This window comes from Streptomyces sp. NPDC058620, assembly GCF_042717135.1.
Lineage (GTDB): Bacteria > Actinomycetota > Actinomycetes > Streptomycetales > Streptomycetaceae > Streptomyces.
On sequence record NZ_JBHXQO010000125.1, the window covers coordinates 1 to 3992 of the forward strand.

Sequence of the window (3992 nt, forward strand, 5' to 3'; positions counted from 1 at the left end):
GACCTGTCCGGCGACCCCACGTTCAGCGAGGTCCTGCGCCGCGTGCGCGAGACCGCACTCGGTGCGTACGCGCACCAGGACCTGCCGTTCGAGCAGGTGGTGGACGACCTCGTCACGGAGCGCGACCGGTCTCGTACCCCGCTCTTCCAGACGCTCTTCAGCTATGTGGCCGAGGAGCCCACCGGGTCCACCGCCCGCCGCACGGATGCCGGATCCGACGGCCACCCGGCTGCGCAACCGGCCCCGGAGGGCGCCCGCTCCGGGTTCGTACCGGAGTCGCTGCCGGTCAAGTTCGACCTGATGGTCACCTTGGGCGAGGGCGAGGGGGACGGTTCTCTTGCCGGAGAGATCCAGTACAGCACCGCACTGTTCGACGCCACGACCGTGGAGCGGATGACCGGGCACCTGGTCACGCTCCTGGAGGCCGTCGCCGACGACGACGCGGACCGGCGGATCGGTGATCTGCCGCTCCTGACCGCAGTCGAGCGCGACCAGCTCCTGCACGAGTGGACCGACAACGCGGCCCCCCTGCCTCCGGTGAGCGGGATGCACGAGCTGATCGCCGAACGGGCGCTCGCGACGCCGGACGCGGTGGCTGTCGTGTCGGGCGAAGAGACCGTCTCCTATGGGGAGTTGATGGCGCGCGCCAACCGTCTCTCCCACCATCTGCGTGACGTGGGCGTGGGAGCCGAGTTCACCGTGGCTCTCTGCCTGGAGCGCGGCCCGGACATGGTCGCCGCGGTCCTCGCGGTCTGGCAGGCCGGGGCGGCGTATGTGCCGCTCGACCCGGGCTATCCGGCAGACCGCTTGGAGTTCATGCTCGCGGACAGTGGCGCCACCGTCCTGGTCGGCCACCGTCGGGTCGCGGCCGACCTTGCCGCGGGTGGCGCGCTGGACACCGTGGTGTGGTTGGACGACCCTGCCACCCGCACAGCCCTCGCGACGCGGCCGGCCACGTCGCCCGACGTGGCGGTCCACCCCCAGCAGCTGGCGTACGTCATCTACACCTCGGGCTCGACCGGTCGCCCGAAGGGCGTGCAGATCACCCATCGGGGTGTTGTGAACCGTGTGTCGTGGATGCAGGACCAGCACGAGCTGACCGCGGCGGACCGCGTGCTCCACAAGACGCCGCTCACGTTCGACGCCTCGGTGTGGGAGCTCCTCTGGCCGCTGTCGAACGGTGCCGAGCTGGTCCTCGCCGCCCCGGGACGACAGGGCGACCTCGACTACCTGGTGGACCTCCTCGAGTCCCGGCGGATCACGGTGGTGCAGTTCGTCCCGTCGCTGTTCAAGCTGTTCGTTTCCCACACATGGCCGTCGTCCCTGTCCGCGCTGCGTGCGGTGTTCTGTGGAGGTGAAGCGCTGGCGGCGGCCGATGTGGCCCGCTTCTACGCGAAGAACGCCACGGCGGTCGTGGCGAACCTGTACGGCCCGACCGAGAACACCATCGACGCGGCGAGCACCGTGTGCGCACGTTCGGGCGGGACGGGCGGTACGACGGACTGGTCGCCCGGCGGGCTCGTGCCGATCGGACTGCCGCTGACGAACGTACGGCTGATGGTCCTGGACGAGCGGCTGAACCCGGTGCCGGTCGGTATCGCGGGTGAGTTGTACATCGCGGGTGCGGGCCTCGCCCGTGCCTACGGCGACCGGCCCGCGCTGACCGCGGAGCGGTTCGTGGCCGATCCGTTCGCGGGTGACGGCTCCCGGGCCTACCGGTCGGGCGACCAGGTGCGCTGGCGCGCCGACGGGCGACTCGAATTCCTTGGTCGTATCGACCAGCAGGTGAAGGTCCACGGCTTCCGCATCGAACCGGGAGAGATCGAGGAGGTACTCGCAGGCCATCCCCGTGTGAGGTCCGCGGTGGTCACCGCCTGGGGCGAGGGCGAGGACCGCCGTCTGGCGGCCTACCTGGTGCCGGCCGACCACGCCGAAGGGATTCCCGCGGTCGCCGACCTGCGCGAGCACCTGCGGCTCAGTGTCCCCGAGTTCATGGTCCCCTCGGTCTTCGTCGAGCTGGCCGACCTGCCGCTGGCCCCCAACGGGAAGCTGGACCGGGCCGCGCTGCCGGAACCGGAGATCAACCGCCCTGAAGCGGACACGTTCGTGGCACCCTCCGGCGCCGTGGAAGAACTGCTCGTTGGGATCTGGAACCGCGTCCTCGGCATCGACCGGGTCGGCGCGGAGGACAACTTCTTCGAGCTGGGCGGGCATTCACTCCTCGCCACCCAGGTGGTCTCCCGGATACGGAACGTCCTTGGTGCCGAGGTCCCGCTGTCAGCACTCTTCGACCACCCGACCGTGCGTGGCCTGGCCGCGTCGATCGCGGGGTCTGCCGAGCGGCCCGACCTCCAGCCGGTGACGCCCGTCGACCGGGACCAGGTACTGCCGCTGTCGTTCGCCCAGCAGCGGCTGTGGTTCCTGGACCGACTGGAGCCCGGATCGCTGGAGTACAACCTGCCGATGCGGGTGCGGATGGGCAGCGACCTGGACATTGCCGCCCTCCAAGCGGCCCTGACCGCGGTCGTGGCACGGCACGAGGTGCTGCGGACCCGTCTGGTCGCGGGTGCGGACGGCGTGCCGCACCAGGTGATTGCCCCACCGTCGGCCTTCATGCTGCCGATGATCGACGTGTCGGCCGAGGGCGCTCCGTTCCTCGTGGCCGAGAAGCTCGTCGCGGCGGACGAGGCGACGCCGTTCGACCTCTCCGACGGCTCACTGATCCGCGCCATGCTGATCCGGGTGGCGGCCGACGAACACGTCCTTGCGCTGTCGATGCACCACGTGGTCTCCGACGAATGGTCGACGCGCATCTTCCAGCGCGAACTGATGTATCTGTACGGCGTGCTGCGCGACGGCGGCGTGCCGTCCCTGCCGCCCCTGCCCGTCCAGTACGCGGACTTCGCGGTATGGCAGCGGCAGCGGCTGACCGGCGACGTACTCGACGCGCAACGCGCCTATTGGCGGGAGCAGTTGAGTGGGGCGCCGACACTGGAGCTGCCCACTGACCGCCCGCGACCCGCGATGTGGTCACCAGTCGGTGCGACGAAGCGGTTCGAGGTCCCGGAACCGACGATGGCTGCGTTGCGGGCGCTGTCCCGTGAACACGGCACGACGATGTTCATGACGCTGCTCGCCGCCTTCAACGTGCTGCTGGGCCGGTACGCGGGGACGGATGACGTGGTGGTGGGCACACCGGTCGCGAACCGGAACCGTGCCGAGACCGAGGACCTGATCGGATTCTTCGTCAACACGCTCGTGCTGCGCACCGACCTTTCCGGCGACCCTTCGTTCGCCGAGCTGCTGGGGCGCGTGAGGAAGGTGGCTCTGGGCGCCTACGCGCACCAGGATCTGCCGTTCGAGCAGCTGGTGGACGAACTCGTCACGGAGCGGGACCGGTCGCGCAGTCCGCTGTTCCAGGTGCTGTTCAACTACTTCACCGAGGACGGCCGTTCCACCGACGATCTCGTGGGCGACGACTCCATCGACCCCGAGTCGTTCATGGACGACACCGGAACCAGCATGACCAACCGGTTCGACCTGCGACTCGTGCTGATGGATGGCGGGGGTGCACTGTCCGGAGCGATCGAGTACAGCACCGCCCTGTTCGACGCAGCCACGATCGAGCGGATAGCAGGTCATCTCGTCGCGCTCCTCGACACTCTGACCACTGATGCGGGCCGGCCTCTGGGTGAGCTGCCGGTGCTGACCGAGGCCGAGCATGAGCGGCTGGTGCGTGGGTGGAATGCGACGGCTGTGTCGTTGCCGGTGGTGGGTGGTGTGCATGAGTTGATTGCTGAGCGTGCGGCGTTGGCCCCCGGGGCGGTTGCGCTGGCGTGCGGCGAGGTTTCGCTCACCTATGGGGAGTTGGTGGGCCGGGCGAATCGTCTGGCGCACTATCTGCGTGGGGTGGGGGTGGGTACGGAGTCGGTGGTGGCGCTGTGTCTGCCGCGTGGCGCGGACATGGTGGTGGCGATGCTCGCGGTGTGGCA

The 3992-nt window shown here is 69.5% G+C and carries 1 protein-coding gene; it reads left to right on the top strand.

The window, feature by feature from the left end; genetic code table 11:
• A partial coding sequence (locus ACFWSK_RS37420; RefSeq protein WP_383796561.1) for an amino acid adenylation domain-containing protein occupies positions 1 to 3992 on the top strand: 3992 nt, incomplete at both ends.